General features: G+C 48.2%; 18 protein-coding genes and 1 tRNA gene. 14 read left to right on the top strand and 5 right to left on the bottom strand.

Features of this window, described 5'->3' with window-relative positions:
* The first annotated feature begins 31 nt into the window (after nucleotides 1–31).
* From QUE34_RS25040 to lysS, 7 genes are all read left to right on the top strand, one after another.
* The gene (locus QUE34_RS25040) at nucleotides 32–607 is read left to right on the top strand and encodes a transcriptional regulator (RefSeq protein ID WP_001317578.1); all 576 of its coding nucleotides are present in this window, start codon (nucleotides 32–34) and stop codon (nucleotides 605–607) included.
* 106 nt (nucleotides 608–713) lie between these two features.
* A tRNA-Phe gene (locus QUE34_RS25035) sits at nucleotides 714–789 on the top strand.
* Nucleotides 790–1420: 631 nt separating this feature from the next.
* Nucleotides 1421–2959 carry a lysine decarboxylation/transport transcriptional activator CadC gene (cadC, locus tag QUE34_RS25030; protein ID WP_001187201.1) on the top strand — a complete coding sequence of 513 codons (1539 nt, stop codon included), beginning with the start codon at nucleotides 1421–1423 and terminating at the stop codon, nucleotides 2957–2959.
* Nucleotides 2960–3323: 364 nt separating this feature from the next.
* Nucleotides 3324–4658 carry a cadaverine/lysine antiporter gene (gene cadB, locus QUE34_RS25025; RefSeq protein WP_000092915.1) on the top strand — a complete coding sequence of 445 codons (1335 nt, stop codon included), beginning with the start codon at nucleotides 3324–3326 and terminating at the stop codon, nucleotides 4656–4658.
* A 79-nt stretch (nucleotides 4659–4737) separates the two neighbouring features.
* Nucleotides 4738–6885, top strand: a complete 2148-nt coding sequence (cadA, locus tag QUE34_RS25020) for a lysine decarboxylase CadA (protein ID WP_032304339.1) — start codon at nucleotides 4738–4740, stop codon at nucleotides 6883–6885.
* Between the two features lie 58 nt (nucleotides 6886–6943).
* Nucleotides 6944–8401 carry a dipeptide/tripeptide permease DtpC gene (dtpC, locus tag QUE34_RS25015; protein ID WP_032304338.1) on the top strand — a complete coding sequence of 486 codons (1458 nt, stop codon included), beginning with the start codon at nucleotides 6944–6946 and terminating at the stop codon, nucleotides 8399–8401.
* Nucleotides 8402–8637: 236 nt separating this feature from the next.
* Complete coding sequence (gene lysS / locus QUE34_RS25010) at nucleotides 8638–10155, top strand: lysine--tRNA ligase (protein WP_001295074.1); 1518 nt, start codon at nucleotides 8638–8640, stop codon at nucleotides 10153–10155.
* Between the two features lie 118 nt (nucleotides 10156–10273).
* Here lysS and ghoT read toward each other — a convergent pair whose 3' ends face one another.
* The 4 genes from ghoT to yjdI all read right to left on the bottom strand — a co-directional run bounded on the left by ghoT (nucleotide 10274) and on the right by yjdI (nucleotide 11514).
* Nucleotides 10274–10447 (bottom strand): type V toxin-antitoxin system toxin GhoT, encoded by a 174-nt coding sequence (gene ghoT, locus QUE34_RS25005; RefSeq protein WP_001173343.1) that lies wholly within the window; start codon nucleotides 10445–10447, stop codon nucleotides 10274–10276.
* A gap of 27 nt (nucleotides 10448–10474) precedes the next feature.
* Nucleotides 10475–10771, bottom strand: a complete 297-nt coding sequence (gene ghoS, locus QUE34_RS25000; RefSeq protein ID WP_000398619.1) for a type V toxin-antitoxin system endoribonuclease antitoxin GhoS — start codon at nucleotides 10769–10771, stop codon at nucleotides 10475–10477.
* 228 nt (nucleotides 10772–10999) lie between these two features.
* Nucleotides 11000–11272: a GNAT family N-acetyltransferase gene (locus QUE34_RS24995; RefSeq protein WP_000405650.1), complete on the bottom strand. Its 273-nt coding sequence runs from the start codon at nucleotides 11270–11272 to the stop codon at nucleotides 11000–11002.
* 11 nt (nucleotides 11273–11283) lie between these two features.
* The gene (yjdI, locus tag QUE34_RS24990) at nucleotides 11284–11514 is read right to left on the bottom strand and encodes a 4Fe-4S mono-cluster protein YjdI (RefSeq protein WP_032304336.1); all 231 of its coding nucleotides are present in this window, start codon (nucleotides 11512–11514) and stop codon (nucleotides 11284–11286) included.
* Between the two features lie 180 nt (nucleotides 11515–11694).
* Here yjdI and QUE34_RS24985 point away from each other — a divergent pair, with 180 nt between their 5' ends.
* From QUE34_RS24985 to QUE34_RS24965, 5 genes are all read left to right on the top strand, one after another.
* Nucleotides 11695–13326 carry a sensor histidine kinase gene (locus QUE34_RS24985; protein ID WP_001216477.1) on the top strand — a complete coding sequence of 544 codons (1632 nt, stop codon included), beginning with the start codon at nucleotides 11695–11697 and terminating at the stop codon, nucleotides 13324–13326.
* On the top strand, nucleotides 13323–14042 hold the full coding sequence (dcuR, locus tag QUE34_RS24980; RefSeq protein WP_000611290.1) for a two-component system response regulator DcuR: 720 nt from the start codon (nucleotides 13323–13325) through the stop codon (nucleotides 14040–14042). The genes QUE34_RS24985 and dcuR overlap by 4 nt, the downstream gene beginning before the upstream one ends.
* A 570-nt stretch (nucleotides 14043–14612) precedes the next feature.
* Entirely contained in the window at nucleotides 14613–15953 is a 1341-nt protein-coding gene (gene dcuB / locus QUE34_RS24975; RefSeq protein WP_000899522.1) for an anaerobic C4-dicarboxylate transporter DcuB, read from the top strand.
* Between the two features lie 77 nt (nucleotides 15954–16030).
* Nucleotides 16031–17677 carry a class I fumarate hydratase gene (gene fumB / locus QUE34_RS24970; protein ID WP_000066704.1) on the top strand — a complete coding sequence of 549 codons (1647 nt, stop codon included), beginning with the start codon at nucleotides 16031–16033 and terminating at the stop codon, nucleotides 17675–17677.
* 122 nt (nucleotides 17678–17799) lie between these two features.
* Nucleotides 17800–18450, top strand: a complete 651-nt coding sequence (locus QUE34_RS24965) for a DUF2238 domain-containing protein (RefSeq protein WP_032304334.1) — start codon at nucleotides 17800–17802, stop codon at nucleotides 18448–18450.
* Here QUE34_RS24965 and melA read toward each other — a convergent pair.
* Complete coding sequence (gene melA, locus QUE34_RS24960) at nucleotides 18447–19802, bottom strand: alpha-galactosidase (protein WP_032304332.1); 1356 nt, start codon at nucleotides 19800–19802, stop codon at nucleotides 18447–18449. The genes QUE34_RS24965 and melA overlap by 4 nt on opposite strands.
* 258 nt (nucleotides 19803–20060) lie before the next feature.
* Between melA and melR the strand changes: the two genes are divergently transcribed.
* Together melR and adiA are read left to right on the top strand one after the other, a co-directional pair.
* Nucleotides 20061–20993, top strand: coding sequence for a transcriptional regulator MelR (gene melR / locus QUE34_RS24955; protein ID WP_257855034.1), 933 nt, complete (start codon nucleotides 20061–20063; stop codon nucleotides 20991–20993).
* Nucleotides 20994–21191: 198 nt separating this feature from the next.
* On the top strand, nucleotides 21192–23459 hold the full coding sequence (gene adiA / locus QUE34_RS24950) for an arginine decarboxylase (RefSeq protein WP_103253822.1): 2268 nt from the start codon (nucleotides 21192–21194) through the stop codon (nucleotides 23457–23459).
* The last annotated feature ends 246 nt before the right edge of the window (nucleotides 23460–23705 follow it).

The following is a 23705-nucleotide window of genomic DNA, read 5'->3' as shown; positions in this document are numbered from 1 at the left end:
ACTTGCAGTGGGAAAGACGGAGGAAAATAGCGTGCAACGTGAAGATGTACTGGGAGAAGCCCTGAAATTATTAGAATTACAAGGGATTGCCAACACCACGCTGGAGATGGTTGCTGAACGTGTGGATTATCCACTGGACGAGCTACGCCGCTTCTGGCCAGACAAAGAGGCAATCCTCTATGATGCGCTGCGCTATCTTAGCCAACAGATAGATGTCTGGCGTCGTCAGCTGATGCTGGACGAAACGCAAACCGCCGAACAAAAGCTGCTGGCGCGTTATCAGGCGCTATCGGAGTGCGTTAAAAACAACCGCTATCCGGGCTGTCTGTTTATCGCTGCCTGTACGTTTTATCCCGATCCTGGCCACCCTATTCATCAACTGGCCGATCAGCAAAAAAGCGCGGCCTACGATTTCACCCACGAACTGTTAACCACGCTGGAAGTTGACGATCCGGCGATGGTAGCAAAGCAGATGGAACTGGTGCTGGAAGGCTGTTTAAGCCGAATGCTGGTGAATCGTAGCCACGCGGATGTCGACACCGCACATCGGCTGGCAGAAGATATCCTGCGCTTCGCTCGCTGCCGCCAGGGTGGCGCACTGACCTGACAGAAACACAGAAAAGAAGCGATTTGCCGCAATCTTAAGCAGTTGAATCGCTTTTACTGAAATTAGGTTGACGAGATGTGCAGATTACGGTTTAATGCGCCCCGTTGCCCGGATAGCTCAGTCGGTAGAGCAGGGGATTGAAAATCCCCGTGTCCTTGGTTCGATTCCGAGTCCGGGCACCAAATTCATATAAACGGACCTCCACGGAGGTCCGTTTTTCGTTTCAGGACGCCATGTGATTTAAGCGTTCTGCCTTCAAATCATTTCTAACAATCTCAACCAAATTTTCCCTAATCGCCAGCATGTTACGGGTATACCCCAGCTCTGGGAAATTTATCCCTAAGCTATGAATGACTCTCACGAAATGTCGTGCGGCTGCGTGATGCAGTTGAAAATCAAATGATGTCATCAAGAGCTTAACGGTATCGTTGCCGATGACATATATAAAGCACAACCTCGGGCAGAACGCCGACTGATGAGATTTTCTGAATGAGAACAAAGAGTAATGTCTCAGTTCGTTTGCTCATGCAAAGACTAATAATCCATGAAAATAGTAAGTGCTCTGAGAAATTTTCCATGGATTATTTTCTGAACATTTTTCTTTGGCAAAGATGATGAATTTTGATGATAAGGAATATTACTTCTGGTTCTCAGTAAACTCCTTTCGTAATACTATGTAATCAAGAAGTTTATGGCGGGTAAAAATAACGTCTTACATTCACCAACAATATGTAAATAAACCCATCTATAGATGGTAAAAATAGGTCATGGCAATTATCATTGAACCATTCCCTTTTCGAATGAGTTTCTATTATGCAACAACCTGTAGTTCGCGTTGGCGAATGGCTTGTTACTCCGTCCATAAACCAAATTAGCCGCAATGGGCGTCAACTTACCCTTGAGCCGAGATTAATCGATCTTCTGGTTTTCTTTGCTCAACACAGTGGCGAAGTACTTAGCAGGGATGAACTTATCGATAATGTCTGGAAGAGAAGTATTGTCACCAATCACGTTGTGACGCAGAGTATCTCAGAACTACGTAAGTCATTAAAAGATAATGATGAAGATAGTCCTGTCTATATCGCTACTGTACCAAAGCGCGGCTATAAATTAATGGTGCCGGTTATCTGGTACAGCGAAGAAGAGGGAGAGGAAATAATGCTATCTTCGCCTCCCCCTATACCAGAGGCGGTTCCTGACACAGATTCTCCCTCCCAAAGTCTTAACATTCAAAACACCGCAACACCACCTGAACAATCCCCAGTTAAAAGCAAACGATTCACTACCTTTTGGGTATGGTTTTTTTTCCTGTTGTCGTTAGGTATCTGTGTAGCACTGGTAGCGTTTTCAAGTCTTGATACACGTCTTCCTATGAGCAAATCGCGTATTTTGCTCAATCCACGCGATATTGACATTAATATGGTAAATAAAAGTTGTAACAGCTGGAGTTCCCCGTATCAGCTCTCTTACGCGATAGGCGTGGGTGATTTGGTGGCGACATCACTTAACACCTTCTCCACCTTTATGGTGCATGACAAAATCAACTACAACATTGATGAACCGAGCAGTTCCGGTAAAACATTATCTATTGCGTTTGTTAATCAGCGCCAATACCGTGCTCAACAATGCTTTATGTCGGTAAAATTGGTAGACAATGCAGATGGTTCAACCATGCTGGATAAACGTTATGTCATCACTAACGGTAATCAGCTGGCGATTCAAAATGATTTACTGGAGAGTTTATCAAAAGCGTTAAACCAACCGTGGCCACAACGAATGCAGGAGATGCTCCAGCAAATTTTGCCTCATCGTGGTGCGTTATTAACTAATTTTTATCAGGCACATGATTATTTACTGCATGGCGATGATAAATCATTGAACCGTGCCAGTGAATTACTAGGTGAGATTGTTCAATCATCCCCCGAATTTACCTACGCGAGAGCAGAAAAAGCATTAGTTGATATCGTGCGCCATTCTCAACATCCTTTAGATGAAAAACAATTAGCAGCACTGAATACAGAAATAGATAACATTGTTACACTGCCGGAATTGAACAACCTGTCCATTATATATCAAATAAAAGCGGTCAGTGCTCTGGTAAAAGGTAAAACAGATGAGTCTTACCAGGCGATAAATACTGGCATTGATCTTGAAATGTCCTGGCTAAATTATGTGTTGCTTGGCAAGGTTTATGAAATGAAGGGGATGAACCGGGAAGCAGCTGATGCATATCTCACCGCCTTTAATTTACGCCCAGGGGCAAACACCCTTTACTGGATTGAAAATGGTATATTCCAGACTTCTGTTCCTTATGTTGTACCTTATCTCGACAAATTTCTCGCCTCAGAATAAGTGACTCCCGGGTTGACTCATGCTCGGGAATATTTGTTGTTGATTTTTTGTATGTTATTGTTGGTATAATATGTTGCGGCAATTTATTTGCCGCATAATTTTTATCACATAAATTTAACCATGGAATATTCTGCAATCTATTGTAAACATTGAATGTTTATCTTTTCATGATATCAACTTGCGATCCTGATGTGTTAATAAAAAACCTCAAGTTCTCACTTACAGAAACTTTTGTGTTATTTCACCTAATCTTTAGGATTAATCTTTTTTTTTGAGTAATCTTGTCGCCAGTTTGGTCTGGTCAGTAAATAGTTACGCATCATGACCCGGACTCCAAATTCAAAAATGAAATTAGGAGAAGAGCATGAGTTCTGCCAAGAAGATCGGGCTATTTGCCTGTACCGGTGTTGTTGCCGGTAATATGATGGGGAGCGGCATTGCATTATTGCCTGCGAACCTTGCAAGTATCGGTGGTATTGCTATCTGGGGTTGGATTATCTCTATTATTGGTGCAATGTCGTTGGCTTATGTATATGCCCGACTGGCAACAAAAAACCCGCAACAAGGTGGCCCAATTGCTTATGCCGGAGAAATTTCTCCTGCATTTGGTTTTCAGACAGGTGTTCTTTATTACCATGCTAACTGGATTGGTAACCTGGCGATTGGTATTACCGCTGTATCTTATCTTTCCACCTTCTTCCCTGTATTAAATGATCCTGTTCCGGCGGGTATCGCTTGTATTGCTATCGTCTGGGTATTTACCTTTGTAAATATGCTCGGCGGTACCTGGGTAAGCCGTTTAACCACTATTGGTCTGGTGCTGGTTCTTATTCCTGTAGTTATGACTGCTATTGTTGGCTGGCATTGGTTTGATGCTGCAACTTATGCTGCTAACTGGAATACCGCAGGTACTACTGATGGTCATGCGATCATTAAAAGTATTCTGCTCTGCCTGTGGGCCTTCGTGGGTGTTGAATCCGCAGCGGTAAGTACTGGTATGGTTAAAAACCCGAAACGTACCGTTCCGCTGGCAACCATGCTGGGTACTGGTTTAGCAGGTATTGTTTACATCGCTGCGACTCAGGTGCTTTCCGGTATGTATCCGTCTTCTGTAATGGCAGGCTCCGGTGCTCCGTTTGCAATCAGTGCTTCTACTATCCTGGGTAACTGGGCTGCGCCGATGGTTTCTGCATTCACCGCTTTTGCGTGCCTGACTTCTCTGGGCTCCTGGATGATGCTGGTAGGTCAGGCAGGTGTGCGTGCCGCTAACGACGGTAACTTCCCGAAAGTTTATGGTGAAGTCGACAGCAACGGTATTCCGAAAAAAGGTCTGCTGCTGGCTGCAGTGAAAATGACTGCCCTGATGATCCTCATCACTCTGATGAACTCTGCCGGTGGTAAAGCATCTGACCTGTTCGGTGAACTGACCGGTATCGCAGTACTGCTGACTATGCTGCCGTACTTCTACTCTTGCGTTGACCTGATTCGTTTTGAAGGCGTTAACATCCGCAACTTTGTCAGCCTGATCTGCTCTGTACTGGGTTGCGTGTTCTGCTTCATCGCGCTAATGGGCGCAAGCTCCTTCGAGCTGGCAGGTACCTTCATCGTCAGCCTGATTATCCTGATGTTCTACGCTCGCAAAATGCACGAGCGCCAGAGCCACTCAATGGATAACCACACAGCGTCTAACGCACATTAATTAAAAGTATTTTCCGAGGCTCCTCCTTTCATTTTGTCCCATGTGTTGGGAGGGGCCTTTTTTACCTGGAGATATGACTATGAACGTTATTGCAATATTGAATCACATGGGGGTTTATTTTAAAGAAGAACCCATCCGTGAACTTCATCGCGCGCTTGAACGTCTGAACTTCCAGATTGTTTACCCGAATGACCGTGACGACTTATTAAAACTGATCGAAAACAATGCGCGTCTGTGCGGTGTTATTTTTGACTGGGATAAATATAATCTCGAGCTGTGCGAAGAAATTAGCAAAATGAACGAGAACCTGCCGTTGTACGCGTTCGCTAATACGTATTCCACTCTCGATGTCAGCCTGAATGACCTGCGTTTACAGATTAGCTTCTTTGAATATGCGCTGGGTGCTGCTGATGATATTGCTAACAAGATCAAGCAGACCACTGACGAATATATCAACACTATTCTGCCTCCGCTGACCAAAGCACTGTTTAAATATGTTCGTGAAGGTAAATATACTTTCTGTACTCCTGGTCACATGGGCGGTACTGCATTCCAGAAAAGCCCGGTAGGTAGCCTGTTCTATGATTTCTTTGGTCCGAACACCATGAAATCTGATATTTCCATTTCAGTATCTGAACTGGGTTCTCTGCTGGATCACAGTGGTCCACACAAAGAAGCAGAACAGTATATCGCTCGCGTATTTAACGCAGACCGCAGCTACATGGTGACCAACGGTACTTCCACTGCGAACAAAATTGTTGGTATGTACTCTGCTCCGGCAGGCAGCACCATTCTGATTGACCGTAACTGCCACAAATCGCTGACCCACCTGATGATGATGAGCGATGTTACGCCAATCTATTTCCGCCCGACCCGTAACGCTTACGGTATTCTTGGTGGTATCCCACAGAGTGAATTCCAGCACGCTACCATTGCTAAGCGCGTAAAAGAAACACCAAACGCGACCTGGCCGGTACATGCCGTAATTACTAACTCTACCTATGATGGCCTGCTGTACAACACCGACTTCATTAAGAAAACGCTGGATGTGAAATCCATCCACTTTGACTCCGCGTGGGTGCCTTACACCAACTTCTCACCGATTTACGAAGGTAAATGCGGTATGAGCGGTGGCCGTGTAGAAGGGAAAGTGATTTACGAAACCCAGTCTACTCACAAACTGCTGGCGGCGTTCTCTCAGGCTTCCATGATCCACGTTAAAGGTGATGTAAACGAAGAAACCTTTAACGAAGCCTACATGATGCACACCACCACTTCTCCGCACTACGGTATCGTGGCGTCCACTGAAACCGCTGCGGCGATGATGAAAGGTAATGCTGGTAAGCGTCTGATCAACGGTTCCATTGAACGTGCGATCAAGTTCCGTAAAGAGATCAAACGCCTGAGAACGGAATCTGATGGCTGGTTCTTTGATGTATGGCAGCCGGATCATATCGATACCACTGAATGCTGGCCGCTGCGTTCTGACAGCTCCTGGCACGGCTTCAAGAACATCGACAATGAGCACATGTATCTTGACCCGATTAAAGTCACCCTGCTGACTCCGGGGATGGAAAAAGACGGCACCATGAGCGACTTCGGTATTCCGGCCAGCATCGTGGCGAAATACCTCGACGAACATGGCATCGTTGTTGAGAAAACCGGTCCGTATAACCTGCTGTTCCTGTTCAGCATCGGTATCGATAAGACCAAAGCACTGAGCCTGCTGCGTGCTCTGACTGACTTCAAACGTGCGTTCGACCTGAACCTGCGTGTGAAAAACATGCTGCCGTCTCTGTATCGTGAAGATCCTGAATTCTATGAAAACATGCGTATTCAGGAACTGGCTCAGAATATCCACAAACTGATTGTTCACCACAATCTGCCGGATCTGATGTATCGCGCATTTGAAGTGCTGCCGACTATGGTAATGACTCCATATGCTGCGTTCCAGAAAGAGCTGCACGGTATGACCGAAGAAGTTTACCTCGACGAAATGGTAGGTCGTATTAACGCCAATATGATCCTTCCGTATCCGCCGGGAGTTCCTCTGGTAATGCCGGGTGAAATGATCACCGAAGAAAGCCGTCCGGTGCTGGAGTTCCTGCAGATGCTGTGTGAAATCGGCGCTCACTATCCGGGCTTTGAAACCGATATTCACGGTGCATACCGTCAGGCTGATGGTCGCTATACCGTTAAGGTATTGAAAGACGAAAGCAAAAAATAATTAGCTCGTACAAGGGAAGTGGCTTGCCACTTCCCTTTTTTGCTCATAAGGAGAACACATGAAAACACCCTCACAGCCGCGCGCGATATACTATATCGTGGCGATCCAAATCTGGGAGTACTTCAGTTTTTACGGCATGCGTGCCTTACTCATTCTCTATCTCACCCATCAGCTTGGTTTTGATGATAACCATGCCATCAGCCTGTTCAGCGCATATGCATCTCTGGTTTACGTTACCCCTATTCTCGGCGGCTGGCTTGCCGACCGCCTGCTCGGCAATCGTACTGCGGTAATTGCCGGCGCGCTGTTAATGACCCTTGGCCATGTAGTGCTGGGCATTGATACAAATTCAACCTTTAGCCTGTATCTGGCGCTGGCAATCATTATTTGTGGCTACGGTTTATTCAAATCAAACATCAGCTGTTTGCTTGGCGAGCTCTACGACGAGAACGATCATCGACGTGATGGCGGTTTTTCGCTGCTGTATGCTGCGGGCAATATCGGTTCTATCGCAGCCCCCATCGCCTGCGGCCTGGCTGCTCAGTGGTATGGATGGCATGTTGGCTTTGCCCTTGCGGGTGGCGGCATGTTTATCGGTTTGTTGATTTTCTTAAGCGGTCATCGTCATTTCCAGTCAACGCGTAGTATGGATAAAAAAGCGCTCACTCGCGTGAAATTTGCCTTACCGGTATGGAGCTGGTTAGTGGTGATGCTCTGTTTAGCCCCAGTATTTTTTACCCTACTGCTGGAGAACGACTGGTCCGGATATTTGCTGGCGATCGTTTGCCTTATTGCTGCACAAATCATTGCCCGCATGATGATCAAATACCCCGAACACCGTCGTGCTCTTTGGCAAATTGTATTGTTGATGTTTGTCGGGACGTTGTTCTGGGTACTGGCACAACAGGGCGGCAGTACCATCAGTTTGTTTATCGATCGCTTTGTGAATCGTCAGGCATTCAATATTGAAGTACCTACTGCACTATTCCAGTCAGTGAACGCAATTGCGGTGATGCTCGCTGGGGTTGTTCTGGCCTGGCTGGCGTCGCCAGAAAGCCACGGCAACTCAACATTGCGCGTCTGGCTGAAGTTTGCCTTTGGCTTACTGCTGATGGCTTGTGGCTTTATGTTGCTGGCATTTGATGCCCGACATGCAGCGGCTGACGGTCAAGCGTCAATGGGCGTGATGATATCCGGGCTGGCGCTAATGGGCTTTGCCGAACTCTTTATTGACCCGGTGGCGATTGCGCAAATCACGCGTCTGAAAATGTCTGGCGTATTAACCGGGATTTATATGCTGGCAACAGGCGCGGTCGCCAACTGGCTGGCAGGCGTAGTGGCACAGCAGACGACAGAGTCGCAAATTAGCGGTATGGCAATTGCAGCTTACCAGCGATTCTTTTCTCAGATGGGAGAGTGGACGTTGGCTTGTGTCGCGATCATCGTCGTATTGGCCTTTGCTGCCCGTTTTCTGTTTAGCACGCCGACGAATATGATACAGGAGAGCAACGATTAACTGTCGTAAAAACAATTGGTTATGAATAAATTAACTTTCAGTTTATCACACTATTAAATTGAGATTAATAAGTCATTTAAACCATTTTTATGGTTATTTATTAGTGATATCAACTTGAGGTAAGCGTTAGTTTCGATAAGATAAACTGAGTTATTAATAGTCGAGGCAGATAATACAGTGTACCGATCTGTCTCTTTATCTACGCTAAATTGAAAGCTGGATTTAGAGGAACCAAAATGTCTGAACAAGAAACACGGGGAGCCAATGAGGCTATTGATTTTAACGATGAACTGAGAAATCGCCGCGAAAAACTGGCGGCACTGCGTCAGCAAGGTGTGGCGTTTCCTAATGATTTTCGCCGCGACCATACCTCTGACCAGTTGCACGAAGAGTTTGATGCGAAGGATAACCAGGAACTGGAATCCTTAAACATTGAAGTCTCGGTTGCTGGCCGAATGATGACCCGTCGTATCATGGGGAAAGCCTCCTTTGTAACGTTGCAGGATGTCGGTGGCCGTATTCAACTGTACGTTGCAAGAGATAGCCTGCCAGAAGGTGTTTATAATGATCAGTTTAAAAAATGGGACCTCGGCGACATTATCGGTGCCCGCGGTACGCTGTTTAAGACGCAAACTGGTGAGCTTTCCATTCACTGTACTGAGTTACGCCTGCTGACTAAGGCACTGCGTCCATTGCCGGATAAATTCCATGGCTTACAGGATCAGGAAGTCCGTTATCGTCAACGTTATCTGGACCTCATCGCTAACGATAAATCCCGTCAAACGTTTGTTGTCCGTTCAAAAATTCTGGCCGCTATCCGTCAGTTCATGGTCGCTCGCGGTTTTATGGAAGTAGAAACCCCAATGATGCAGGTAATTCCAGGTGGGGCATCTGCTCGCCCGTTTATTACCCATCATAACGCTCTGGATTTAGATATGTACCTGCGTATCGCGCCGGAGCTGTATCTGAAACGTCTGGTTGTAGGCGGTTTTGAACGGGTATTCGAAATCAACCGTAACTTCCGTAATGAAGGTATTTCTGTTCGCCATAATCCTGAGTTCACAATGATGGAACTCTACATGGCATATGCGGATTACCATGATTTGATTGAACTGACGGAGTCACTGTTCCGCACCCTGGCACAAGAGGTACTGGGTACCACTAAAGTCACTTATGGCGAGCATGTGTTTGATTTCGGCAAACCGTTTGAAAAACTCACCATGCGCGAAGCAATCAAAAAATATCGTCCAGAAACCGATATGGCGGATCTGGATAATTTTGATGCTGCTAAAGCATTAGCTGAATCTATCGGAATTACGGTAGAGAAAAGCTGGGGGCTGGGACGCATTGTCACGGAGATCTTTGATGAAGTGGCAGAAGCACATCTGATTCAGCCAACCTTTATCACGGAATATCCGGCAGAAGTGTCACCGCTGGCGCGCCGTAATGATGTTAACCCGGAAATCACCGACCGTTTTGAATTCTTCATCGGTGGTCGTGAAATCGGTAATGGTTTTAGCGAATTAAACGACGCAGAAGATCAGGCGGAACGTTTCCAGGAACAGGTTAACGCTAAAGCTGCAGGTGACGACGAAGCCATGTTCTATGACGAAGATTACGTGACTGCGCTGGAATATGGTCTGCCGCCAACCGCGGGTCTGGGTATTGGTATCGACCGAATGATTATGCTGTTTACTAACAGCCATACTATTCGCGACGTTATTCTCTTCCCGGCGATGCGTCCACAGAAATAAATTTCATTTTAACGAACGAAGCAGTCAGACGACTGCTTCGTTCGTCGTTCCACAAATCCAGTTTCGAGGAGAGACGCTTCGTTTCAAGATAACCAGCGGGTCCACTCAACTACAGCTCCTAAAAGAGAGAAAAAAGCAATGCCACAGGCAGACTCATTGGCCAGGTTATTCCGACCAGAAATGCACTAAGTAAACGAATATGTGTTTTCTCATGTGAGATAAACCAGATAATGACAAAGGATATGTTCACACCAATCACATAAAAAATTAATATTTTAGAGAATAGTGCCATTTTTTATGTTCTTCTTATCCTTCCTGACTACTTGTAAAACTGACGGAAATAGTCATCAACTGTCATAATGTTGAGGTCAAAATCAATATCCGGTAAGTCTAAGCATTTGAGCCTGATTAAATCTTCGATTTCACTTGCGGCTAACGATGTCGTTATTGCGAAGGAATTTTCATTCAATTGTCGTGGTATCCCATATTCATCAGCCACGATAGAGGAGAAATTCATATCATACATCAATGATCTTAACCTTAAGAACACTGAGGAATAAGATGATGGATAATCAAAAGAAACAACATAAGTATTGAACTTGTTTTTACCTTCCATAATATGACTCCTATCAATATTAAACGATCTGGGGCCGCACAACTTATTAACCCCGATCGATGATTCTCATATAGGAGATATTCTTTTTTTTTTGCTCAGTAAAGGGGATGACTTGGGACAAGAAAACGCTCTCTCTGACCATTCTTTGTTCATCCCCCTACCCTTCAGATTCTCTCCTGCATCACACCGCGGAGAGCATGAAAAATATCGTGACTCTGTACTCTCCCATCAACTGCGAATATCATCATACTCACGCGTTTTATCAAATTCGTGTTTCGCAAATGGACATAATGGGATAATTTTTCGTTTTTCCCGACGCATTTTTTCCACGACTTTCGCAACCAGCTGTTTACCAATCCCCTGCCCTTTCAGGCTTTCATCGACATCGGTATGTTCGATAATCGCTAAATTCTTGCCGGTCGGCACAAAGACAATTTCAGCAATTTGCTTGCCCTGTTCGTCATTAATGTAAAATTTATTGTGGCCTTCGCGTATTTCCATTTTACCCTCGCTTATTTATGACGGTATTTCAGCGCGCCGCTCGGGCACATATCAATCACTTTCATTACAGTGGTGACATCAACTTCATCCGGCATGATCCACGGCTTACGTTTGAGGTTAAATAACCTGCCGTTGCCACGTACGCAATTGCCAGAATGCTGACATATTGCAGTGTTGAAATAGACATCGATCTTTTCGCCGGTATAACAGCGATAACCCCCGTCCAGTAGCGCCTGATCCATGACCTTCCCTCTCTCATCAGTATGGTTTTCACTATAAGCATAGCCCCGGAATCTTCATACAGCACTGGCAGTTTCCGTTGCCAGAGTCTCTTCCCCTATATAGCCAATCATTCTTACTCCCTTTGAATTACCCGCCTCATCAGAGATAATGCTTAAGAAATTTGTCACACAAGGAAGCTGATGAGACATTCATTGCCCTACCGTATGTTACGCAAACGTCCGATGAAATTGAGTACCACTGTGATCTTAATGGTCAGCGCGGTACTGTTCTCGGTGCTATTGGTGGTGCATCTGATTTACTTCTCGCAAATCAGTGATATGACGCGAGACGGGCTAGCCAACAAGGCACTGGCAGTGGCGCGTACCCTCGCCGACTCGCCGGAAATCCGTCAGGGCTTGCAGAAAAAACCGCAGGAGAGCGGCATCCAGGCCATCGCGGAAGCCGTGCGCAAACGCAACGATCTGCTGTTTATTGTCGTTACCGATATGCAAAGTCTTCGCTACTCGCATCCTGAAGCCCAGCGTATTGGTCAGCCATTTAAAGGTGATGACATCCTTAAAGCGCTGAATGGCGAAGAAAATGTCGCTATCAATCGCGGTTTTCTGGCGCAGGCTTTACGCGTATTTACCCCCATCTACGATGAAAATCATAAACAAATTGGCGTGGTGGCGATCGGCCTTGAGTTAAGTCGCGTGACCCAACAGATCAATGACAGTCGCTGGAGCATCATCTGGTCGGTATTATTTGGCATGCTGGTCGGGCTGATTGGCACCTGCATTCTGGTTAAAGTACTGAAAAAAATCCTTTTCGGCCTGGAACCCTACGAAATCTCCACGCTGTTTGAGCAACGCCAGGCTATGTTGCAGTCTATCAAAGAAGGCGTCGTTGCCGTGGACGATCGCGGCGAGGTCACGCTGATCAACGATGCCGCACAAGAATTGCTGAATTACCGTAAGTCGCAGGACGATGAGAAACTGTCGACGCTAAGCCACTCGTGGTCACAGGTGGTAGATGTCTCGGAAGTGTTACGCGACGGTACCCCGCGGCGCGACGAAGAGATTACGATTAAAGATCGGCTATTACTGATCAACACCGTTCCGGTGCGCAGTAATGGCGTTATCATCGGTGCCATTTCAACCTTCAGGGACAAAACTGAAGTACGTAAACTGATGCAGCGACTCGACGGTCTGGTCAACTATGCTGACGCACTTCGTGAACGATCCCACGAATTTATGAATAAATTGCATGTGATTCTCGGATTATTGCATCTGAAGAGTTATAAGCAGTTGGAAGATTACATTCTCAAAACAGCCAATAACTATCAGGAAGAGATTGGCTCTCTGCTGGGTAAGATCAAATCTCCGGTTATCGCTGGTTTTTTAATCAGCAAGATTAACCGCGCGACCGATTTAGGCCATACGCTGATTTTAAACAGTGAAAGCCAGCTGCCAGACAGCGGCAGTGAGGACCAGGTCGCGACGCTGATTACCACGTTGGGAAATCTGATAGAAAACGCGCTGGAAGCATTAGGGCCGGAACCCGGTGGCGAAATTAGCGTAACATTGCACTACCGTCACGGCTGGCTGCACTGTGAAGTTAACGATGATGGACCGGGGATCGCACCCGACAAAATCGATCACATTTTTGACAAAGGTGTCTCGACAAAAGGAAGCGAGCGAGGCGTCGGTTTAGCACTTGTCAAACAACAGGTAGAAAATCTCGGCGGCAGCATCGCCGTGGAATCGGAACCCGGGATTTTCACACAATTTTTTGTCCAGATACCCTGGGACGGGGAGAGGTCGAACAGATGATCAATGTATTAATTATCGATGACGACGCAATGGTCGCGGAGCTGAATCGCCGATACGTGGCACAAATCCCAGGCTTTCAATGCTGTGGAACGGCCTCGACGCTGGAGAAAGCCAAAGAGATTATCTTCAATAGCGATACGCCTATCGACCTGATATTGCTCGATATCTATATGCAAAAAGAGAACGGGCTCGATTTACTGCCTGTCCTGCATAACGCACGTTGCAAAAGTGATGTGATTGTCATCTCCTCCGCTGCCGATGCGGCAACCATTAAAGATTCGCTGCATTACGGAGTCGTGGATTACCTGATCAAACCCTTCCAGGCTACCCGCTTTGAAGAGGCGCTCACCGGCTGGCGGCAAAAGAAAATGGCGCTGGAAAAACATCAGTATTATGACCAGGCCGAGCTTGATCAGCTAATCCACGGCAGCAGCTCCAACGAGCAGGATCCTCGTCGCTTGCCAAAAGGCTTAACGCCGCAGACGTTACGCACGCTGTGCCAGTGGATTGACGCGCATCAGGACTATGAGTTTTCAACCGACGAGCTGGCTAACGAGGTTAACATCTCGCGTGTTTCCTGCCGTAAATACCTCATTTGGCTGGTCAACTGCCACATCTTGTTCACCAGTATCCATTATGGCGTCACGGGGCGTCCAGTTTACCGTTACCGTATTCAGGCAGAACACTACTCACTACTGAAACAATATTGCCAATAACGGATCGCTGGTTATCTGTAAGTAATAATTATTACCGTAATGCAAAATACCCCTGGCACAAGTTACATCGTTCATCAGTAAAACTTGTGCCAGATCAAATATAATTATCCCTCCATCATCGCTAAAAATTAATATCTCTTCAGGTGAACGGTGTTTTTAATTTCAAAACGCTAACAAAAGTTAATTAACTATTATGTCACCCACATTATGTGTATTTTTACCCACAAATGGGTAGATCAGATTAATCTATAAACCTAATGATATCTGCCCTGAGAACAAAAAACAGACCGATAAATATCAATAAGATAACAGCAAACAAAACATTAACATCTGCGTAGTACAAACTATAAACCCATCGCCAGAGAGTATTTCTCTCTGAAAAAACCGCTTATCACAGTGCATAAATTTGCCGCTGCTTTAATCAGCCAATATTCACTGTGAGGTATTTACTCAAGCCGGTAACGACCAAACGGATATTTAGTCAAGCTCTGAAAACAGTTCATACAAAACAGAACGTGACTGTGATCTATTCAGCAAAAATTTAAATAGGATTATCGCGAGGGTTTACACATGTTATTTACTATCCAACTTATCATAATACTGATATGTCTGTTTTATGGTGCCAGAAAGGGCGGTATCGCGCTGGGTTTATTAGGCGGTATCGGCCTGGTCATTCTGGTCTTCGTCTTCCACCTTCAGCCAGGTAAACCACCGGTTGATGTCATGCTGGTTATCATTGCGGTGGTGGCGGCCTCGGCGACCTTGCAAGCTTCGGGCGGTCTTGATGTCATGCTGCAAATTGCCGAGAAGCTGCTGCGCCGCAATCCGAAATATGTCTCCATTGTCGCACCGTTTGTAACCTGCACGCTGACCATTCTTTGCGGTACGGGCCACGTGGTTTACACCATTCTGCCGATCATCTACGACGTTGCTATTAAGAACAACATCCGTCCGGAACGTCCGATGGCGGCAAGTTCTATCGGTGCACAGATGGGGATTATCGCAAGCCCAGTGTCGGTTGCGGTCGTATCTCTGGTTGCGATGCTGGGTAATGTCACCTTTGATGGTCGCCATCTTGAGTTCCTTGACCTGCTGGCAATCACCATTCCATCGACGTTAATCGGTATCCTGGCGATCGGTATCTTCAGTTGGTTCCGCGGTAAAGATCTGGATAAAGATGAAGAGTTCCAGAAATTCATCTCCGTACCGGAAAACCGTGAGTATGTTTACGGTGATACCGCGACGCTGCTGGATAAAAAACTGCCGAAAAGCAACTGGCTGGCAATGTGGATCTTCCTCGGGGCAATCGCTGTAGTTGCACTTCTTGGTGCTGATTCGGACCTGCGTCCATCCTTCGGTGGCAAACCGCTGTCGATGGTACTGGTTATTCAGATGTTTATGCTGCTAACCGGGGCGCTGATTATTATCCTGACCAAAACCAATCCTGCGTCTATCTCAAAAAACGAAGTCTTCCGTTCCGGTATGATCGCCATCGTGGCGGTGTACGGTATCGCATGGATGGCGGAAACCATGTTCGGTGCGCATATGTCTGAAATTCAGGGCGTACTGGGTGAAATGGTGAAAGAGTATCCGTGGGCCTATGCCATTGTTCTGCTGCTGGTTTCCAAGTTTGTAAACTCTCAGGCCGCGGCGCTAGCGGCGATTGTTCCGGTCGCGCTGGCGATCGGCGTTGACCCGGCATACATCGTGGCTTCAGCACCGGCTTGCTATGGTTATTACATCCTGCCGACTTATCCGAGCGACCTGGCAGCGATTCAGTTTGACCGTTCCGGCACCACCCACATCGGTCGCTTCGTCATCAACCACAGCTTTATTCTGCCGGGGTTGATTGGTGTGAGCGTATCGTGCGTCTTCGGCTGGATCTTCGCTGCGATGTACGGGTTCTTATAAATGCACTTAGCGTGCCGCCCGTGACTGCGCGGCACGCCATTTTCGAATAACAAATACAGAGTTACAGGCTGGAAGCTATGTCAAACAAACCCTTTATCTACCAGGCACCTTTCCCGATGGGGAAAGACAATACCGAATACTATCTACTCACGTCCGATTACGTTAGCGTTGCCGACTTCGACGGCGAAACCATCCTGAAAGTGGAACCAGAAGCCCTGACCTTGCTGGCGCAGCAAGCCTTCCATGACGCTTCGTTCATGCTCCGCCCGGCACACCAGAAACAGGTTGCTGCTATTCTTCACGATCCAGAAGCCAGCGAAAACGACAAGTACGTGGCGCTGCAATTCTTAAGAAACTCAGAAATCGCCGCCAAAGGCGTGCTGCCAACCTGCCAGGATACTGGCACCGCGATCATCGTCGGTAAAAAAGGTCAGCGTGTGTGGACCGGCGGTGGCGATGAAGAAGCGCTGTCGAAAGGTGTCTATAACACTTATATCGAAGATAACCTGCGTTACTCACAAAACGCGCCGTTGGACATGTACAAAGAGGTCAACACCGGCACGAACCTGCCTGCGCAAATCGACCTGTACGCGGTAGATGGCGACGAATACAAATTCCTCTGCGTCGCCAAAGGCGGTGGCTCTGCCAATAAAACGTATCTCTACCAGGAAACCAAAGCCCTGCTGACTCCCGGCAAACTGAAAAACTTCCTCGTCGAGAAAATGCGTACACTCGGTACTGCAGCCTGCCCGCCGTACCATATCGCGTTTGTGATTGGCGGTACGTCTGCGGAAACCAACCTGAAAACCGTCAAGTTAGCAAGCGCTCACTATTACGATGAACTGCCGACCGAAGGGAACGAACATGGTCAGGCGTTCCGCGATGTCCAGCTTGAACAGGAACTGCTGGAAGAGGCCCAGAAACTCGGCCTTGGCGCGCAGTTTGGCGGTAAATACTTCGCGCACGACATCCGCGTGATCCGTCTGCCACGTCACGGCGCATCCTGCCCGGTAGGTATGGGCGTCTCCTGCTCCGCTGACCGTAACATTAAAGCGAAAATCAACCGCGAAGGTATCTGGATCGAAAAACTGGAACACAATCCAGGCCAGTACATTCCACAAGAACTGCGTCAGGCCGGTGAAGGCGAAGCGGTGAAAGTCGACCTTAACCGCCCGATGAAAGAGATCCTCGCCCAGCTTTCGCAATACCCGGTATCCACCCGCTTGTCGCTCACCGGCACCATTATCGTGGGTCGAGATATTGCACACGCCAAGCTGAAAGAGCTGATTGACGCCGGTAAAGAACTGCCGCAGTACATCAAAGATCACCCGATCTACTACGCGGGTCCGGCGAAAACGCCTGCCGGTTATCCATCAGGTTCACTTGGCCCAACCACCGCAGGTCGTATGGACTCCTACGTGGATCTGCTGCAATCCCACGGCGGCAGCATGATCATGCTGGCGAAAGGTAACCGCAGTCAGCAGGTCACCGACGCGTGTCATAAACACGGCGGCTTCTACCTCGGTAGTATCGGCGGTCCGGCGGCGGTACTGGCGCAGCAGAGCATCAAGCATCTGGAATGCGTCGCTTATCCGGAGCTGGGTATGGAAGCTATCTGGAAAATCGAAGTAGAAGATTTCCCGGCGTTTATCCTGGTCGATGACAAAGGCAACGACTTCTTCCAGCAAATCGTCAACAAACAGTGCGCGAACTGCACTAAGTAACCTCTTCGGCCCAGCGCCTGGCAGCATGCTGCCAGGTGATCCCCCTGGGCCACCTCTTTTGCGATTGTAATTTCACGCTTGCTGGTGAATAGTCAGTATTTTTCCTGACTTGCGAACTCACCATGACCCGCACACTCAAGCCGTTAATTCTTAACACCGGCGCACTGGCGCTAACGTTAATCCTGATTTATACCGGCATTTCGGCCCATGACAAACTCACCTGGCTGATGGAAGTGACGCCGGTGATTATTGTCGTGCCGCTACTGCTTGCCACCGCCAGACGTTACCCGTTAACGCCGCTGCTCTATACGCTCATTTTCTTTCATGCCATCATCCTGATGGTCGGCGGACAATACACCTACGCGAAAGTCCCCGTTGGTTTTGACGTGCAAGAATGGCTGGGATTGAGCCGTAATCCGTATGACAAGCTGGGGCATTTTTTCCAGGGGCTGGTGCCTGCACTGGTGGCGCGAGAAATTCTCGTTCGCGGGATGTACGTGCGCGGACGTAAAATGGTGGCGTTTCTGGTCTGCTGCGTGGCGCTGGCGATAAGCGCGATGTATGAATTAATCGAGTGGTGGGCAGCGCTGGCAATGGGTCAGGGAGCGGATGATTTTCTCGGTACCCAAGGCGACCAATGGGACACACAATCCGATATGTTCTGCGCGCTACTTGGTGCATTAACGACGGTGATGTTCCTCGCTCGCTTTCATTACCGCCAGCTACGGCGCTTTGGCTTAATCACCAGAGCGCCGGAAGCGATTACCTCTTAACGGTGCAACCAGCCTGGCAGCCAGTCGCCGTGGGCGGCAATCAGGTCGTCAACAAGAGCATATATTTCGTCAATGCCCAGCACGGCGGCAGTATGCGGGTCCATCATCGCGGCGTGGTAAACACGGTCGCGATTTTCCGTAAGAATGGCTTCGGTCAGCAGCGTCTGTACGTTGATGTTGGTTTGCATCAGGGCGGCCAGATGCGAAGGTAGCGTACCGACTTTGGTCGGCTGAATGCCATTAGCATCAACTAAACAGGCCACTTCCACGCAACATCCTTGTGGCAGGTTATCAATCAAACCATCGTTACGGACGTTGCCGTAAATCACACTCGGCTCGCCAGTCCAGATAGCGTTCATGATTGTGCTGGCATATTCCCGTGACGGTTTAATATCAATCCGGGAGGCGTTCTTATACTCCTCCAGCTCTTTATGCCAGTTTGCCAATTGTTCGACGCAGCGTTTCGGGTACTCATCCAGCGGCACTTTATAACGCTCAATCAAATCCTCACGACCTGGCTTAATAAACCACGGCGTGTACTCAGCAAAATGTTCTGACGATTCCGTGACGAAGTAGCCCAGCTTTTTGAACATTTCATAGCGCACAATATTCTGGCAGCGAGTATTGCCATGAATATTCGGCTTCGGTGCCTGCCCTGCTTCATAAGCCGCCAGCAGTTCCGGGTAGAGATTCACGTAACTGCCGTCGGCGGTTTTGCGCTCCAGTTCCAGGTAAAACGCCATATGGTTGATACCTGCGCAACGGTAACGCAGCGTAGCCGGGTCGATATTGAGGTCACGCGCCAGCTCTTCCGCCGTTCCCTGCACCGAATGGCACAGCCCTACCTGTTTGATATGCGGATAACGGGCATACATCGCCCAGGTATTCATCGCCATTGGGTTAACATAGTTGAGCATGGTGGCATCGGGGCAGATTTCCGTCATGTCCTCGCAAATTTGCCACAGGTGAGGAATGGTACGTAGCGCGCGCATAATACCGCCCGGCCCCAGCGTATCGGCAATGGTTTGTTCCAGACCGTGGCGCTTACAGACCTCAAAATCAGTCACCGTGCAAGGTTCATAACCGCCAATCTGAAATGCCACTACGACAAAATCGGCATCCTGTAAGGCTTCTTTCTGTTGGGTGTGGCAGGTGATTTTGCCACTGGCCCCTGCTGAATCCATCAGCTTGCGCACCACAATATGCGACTCTTCCAGGCGGGTGGGATCAATGTCCATCAGGGCAATATGCGCCGTTTTCAGCGCCTCGCGATGGAACACATCACCAAGAATATTTTTAACGAAAATCGTCGAACCAGCGCCGATAAATGTAATTTTGGGTGCAGACATCATGCAGATCTCCTGGCTTGCTTGAATAACTTCATCATGGCAGGCGAATCTGCAGAAAACCTCCGGCTTCCAGGTTGAGCATTCCCATAAACTCAGATCCTGCGTGAAGTATCAGTAAATCTGAGTTTATGGGAATAAATTACCTGAAAAGCAGAGTTTTCGGCCTCAGAATGCTCGGACGGTCCCCTCGCCCCTCTGGGAAGAGAGTGAAAACCGTGCTCCCACTCGCAGTCATCCTCCCTCACTCCTGCCATAATTCTGATATTCCAGGAAAGAGAGTCATCCATGAATACAGATACGTTTATGTGCAGCAGCGACGAAAAACAGACCCGCAGCCCGCTGTCGCTGTATTCGGAATACCAGCGGATGGAGATTGAGTTTCGCGCACCGCATATCATGCCCACCAGCCACTGGCATGGTCAGGTCGAAGTGAATGTGCCTTTCGATGGCGATGTGGAATACCTGATCAACAATGAAAAAGTGAGTATCAATCAGGGACATATCACGCTGTTCTGGGCCTGTACACCGCACCAACTAACAGATACCGGAAACTGTCAGAGCATGGCGATTTTTAATCTGCCGATGCATCTGTTTCTCTCCTGGCCGCTGGATAAAGACCTGATTAACCACGTCACTCACGGCATGGTGATCAAATCACTGGCGACACAGCAACTTAGCCCGTTTGAAGTGCGCCGCTGGCAGCAGGAATTGAACAGTCCGAACGAGCAAATTCGCCAGCTCGCCATTGATGAAATTGGCCTGATGCTCAAGCGATTTAGCCTCTCTGGCTGGGAACCGATTCTGGTCAATAAAACCTCGCGCACACACAAAAACAGCGTCTCGCGCCATGCGCAATTTTATGTCAGCCAGATGCTGGGCTTTATTGCCGAAAACTATGATCAGGCGCTGACCATCAACGATGTGGCTGAGCACGTCAAACTTAACGCCAACTATGCAATGGGGATATTCCAGCGGGTCATGCAATTGACGATGAAACAGTACATTACCGCGATGCGCATCAACCACGTTCGCGCGTTACTGAGCGATACCGATAAAAGTATTCTCGATATTGCCCTGACGGCAGGCTTTCGTTCGAGTAGCCGTTTTTACAGCACGTTCGGCAAATATGTCGGCATGTCACCGCAACAATACCGCAAACTTAGCCAACAGCGCCGCCAGACGTTTCCCGGCTAAAGACGATATCAGTATCAGCCAAAAAAATAGTTTAGCCGTCGATAATAAGCAGTGGAAATAAATCAAAATAATCACATAACATATTGTTTATAAAAATGAATATTTAAAAAATGTTTGTTTTTCATGCGCTTTACAGCCCGAAAAGGCCGGAAGATACTTGCCCGCAACGAAGATTCCTTCATAACCGGGTAAGCAATGATGAAAGTATTAATTGTTGAAAGCGAGTTTCTCCATCAGGACACCTGGGTCGGTAACGCCGTTGAGCGTCTGGCAGATGCTTTAAGCCAGCAAAATGTTACCGTGATTAAATCCACCTCCTTTGATGATGGCTTTGCCATTCTCTCTTCAAACGAAGCCATTGACTGCCTGATGTTCAGCTATCAAATGGAACATCCGGACGAACATCAAAACGTCAGACAATTGATCGGTAAGCTTCATGAGCGCCAACAAAACGTGCCGGTCTTCCTGTTGGGCGATCGGGAAAAAGCCCTCGCCGCAATAGACCGAGATCTGCTGGAGCTTGTCGATGAATTCGCCTGGATTCTGGAAGATACCGCCGACTTTATCGCCGGACGCGCCGTTGCCGCAATGACCCGCTACCGCCAGCAGCTGTTGCCGCCACTGTTCAGCGCGCTGATGAAATATAGCGACATCCATGAATATTCCTGGGCAGCGCCAGGCCACCAGGGCGGCGTTGGCTTTACCAAAACACCCGCCGGACGTTTTTACCATGACTACTATGGTGAAAATCTGTTCCGCACCGACATGGGCATCGAACGGACTTCCCTCGGTTCTTTGCTTGACCATACTGGCGCATTTGGCGAAAGCGAAAAATATGCCGCACGCGTATTTGGTGCCGATCGCTCCTGGTCGGTAGTCGTCGGTACTTCCGGCTCTAACCGTACCATCATGCAGGCTTGCATGACCGATAACGATGTAGTGGTCGTTGACCGTAACTGCCATAAATCCATCGAACAAGGCTTGATGCTGACGGGCGCGAAACCGGTCTACATGGTGCCAAGCCGCAACCGCTACGGCATTATCGGGCCAATCTATCCGCAGGAAATGCAACCTGAAACCTTGCAGAAGAAAATCAGTGAAAGCCCGCTGACCAAAGACAAAGTCGGGCAAAAACCGTCTTACTGCGTGGTGACCAACTGCACCTATGACGGCGTGTGTTATAACGCTAAAGAAGCGCAGGATCTGCTGGAAAAAACTTCCGATCGTCTGCACTTTGACGAAGCCTGGTACGGTTATGCACGTTTCAACCCGATCTATGCCGATCACTATGCCATGCGCGGTGAACCTGGCGATCACAACGGTCCTACCGTTTTCGCCACCCACTCAACCCACAAACTGCTGAATGCGCTGTCACAGGCCTCTTACATTCATGTGCGTGAAGGTCGTGGGGCGATTAACTTCTCCCGCTTCAACCAGGCATACATGATGCATGCCACCACATCCCCGCTGTATGCCATCTGTGCATCTAACGACGTGGCGGTGTCGATGATGGACGGCAACAGCGGCCTGTCACTGACCCAGGAAGTGATCGACGAAGCGGTTGATTTCCGTCAAGCGATGGCACGGCTGTATAAAGAGTTCACCCATGACGGTAGCTGGTTCTTCAAACCGTGGAACAAAGAAGTGGTCACCGATCCACAAACCGGCAAAACCTACGACTTTGCTGACGCGCCAACCAAACTGCTGACCACCGTTCAGGACTGCTGGGTAATGCATCCGGGCGAAAGCTGGCACGGCTTCAAAGATATTCCGGATAACTGGAGTATGCTCGACCCAATTAAAGTCAGCATTCTCGCACCGGGAATGGGTGAAGATGGTGAACTGGAAGAAACCGGTGTTCCGGCGGCGCTGGTCACTGCCTGGCTTGGTCGCCACGGCATTGTGCCTACCCGCACCACTGACTTCCAGATTATGTTCCTGTTCTCTATGGGCGTAACCCGTGGGAAATGGGGAACTCTGGTTAACACCCTTTGCTCCTTCAAACGCCACTACGACGCCAACACACCGCTGGCGCAGGTGATGCCGGAACTTGTTGAACAATATCCTGACACTTACGCGAATATGGGGATTCACGATCTGGGTGACACCATGTTTGTCTGGCTAAAAGAAAATAACCCTGGCGCACGGTTGAACGAAGCCTATTCCGGCCTGCCGGTGGCGGAAATCACCCCGCGTGAAGCGTACAACGCAATTGTCGATAACAATGTCGAACTGGTATCCATTGAAAATCTGCCTGGACGCATCGCGGCAAACTCAGTTATCCCGTATCCGCCAGGAATCCCGATGCTACTGTCTGGTGAAAACTTCGGCGATAAAAACAGTCCACAGGTAAGTTATTTACGCTCCCTGCAATCCTGGGACCATCATTTCCCTGGATTTGAACACGAAACTGAAGGGACTGAAATTATTGACGGTATTTACCACGTCATGTGTGTGAAAGCGTAACCACTATTCCGCTGAAGGCGTAATTGTTAAATAACATTACGCCGCCTGGCTTGAGGCCTTTTTAGTATGGCAACGTTTTCATAAAAATTGCTGCAAACAAAAATGTCATACTTTTTGCGCGGTCCCACCCCGCGCTTTTTTTCGCCTGTTATTTATCCTGTAAAAAAATATGTACATGAGAAATTACTATAAAAATTTGTAATATTAGTAAAACTCGTTATTTTTATGCATGTTTATATTCATCAT

Origin of the sequence: Escherichia sp. KS167_9B (genome assembly GCF_030295215.1) — a bacterium.
Taxonomy (GTDB): Bacteria; Pseudomonadota; Gammaproteobacteria; order Enterobacterales; family Enterobacteriaceae; genus Escherichia; species Escherichia coli_F.
The sequence above is the reverse complement of the archived record's forward strand: the minus strand, read 5'-3'. Positions and strand labels throughout refer to the sequence as shown.